We start from the raw sequence: 788 nt of genomic DNA on the forward strand, positions 1-788 counted from the left end.
TGTATTGACTCAAACTTGATCGGACAGTTACCTATTTTTGGGGTGTCACTGTGAGTTTAGATTTGAGCTAAATTCTTTTCAGCCCAAGCTCGTTTTCCATCATGTAATGTCATCATTGGGGTTCTTCCACAGCACATTTTACCCTGATGGGTGCGCTCATTGTTGTAATCGTCCAGCCAGTCATCTAAATCTTTTTGCAGCTCATCCAAACTGGCGTACAGTTTCTTACGGAATGTCACCTGATAAAATTCATTCAAAATCGTTTTATGGAAACGTTCACAAATCCCGTTCGTTTGCGGGTGTCGCGCCTTCGTTTTCGTATGGTCGATGTCATTAATTGCCAGATAAAGCTGATAATCGTGCTGTTCAACTTTACCGCAATATTCGGTTCCCCGGTCAGTCAAAATGCGCAACATGGGCAGCGCCTGCGCGTCAAAGAAGGGTAAGACACGATCATTGAGTAAATCCGCTGCCGTGATCGGCGTTTTGGTAGTATAAAGTCGGGCAAAAGCGACTTTACTGTAAGTATCCACAAACGTTTGTTGATAAATCCGCCCTACGCCTTTGAGACAGCCCACATAGAAAGTGTCCTGAGACCCCAGATAACCCGGGTGGTGTGTTTCGATTTCACCGCAGGCCTCATCATCCTGTTGTTTTTTCTCTAACGCAATGATCTGGGCTTCTGTGAGGATAATGCCTTCCTTTTCCACTTTCGCTTCCAGTGCTGCCAGTCGCTTTTTAAAGTTTTCCAGATTATGCCGTAACCAAATGGAGCGAACGCCACTCCC

Annotated in this window: 1 protein-coding gene; it reads right to left on the reverse strand. The window is 45.4% G+C overall.

All coding sequences use genetic code 11. From position 1 onward, the window contains the following. Positions 1 to 56 precede the first annotated feature (56 nt). A partial coding sequence (locus Xinn_RS21145) for an integrase core domain-containing protein (RefSeq protein WP_099137830.1) occupies positions 57 to 788 on the reverse strand: 732 nt, incomplete at its 5' end.

The organism is Xenorhabdus innexi (assembly GCF_002632485.1).
GTDB classification, from domain to species: Bacteria; Pseudomonadota; Gammaproteobacteria; order Enterobacterales; family Enterobacteriaceae; genus Xenorhabdus; species Xenorhabdus innexi.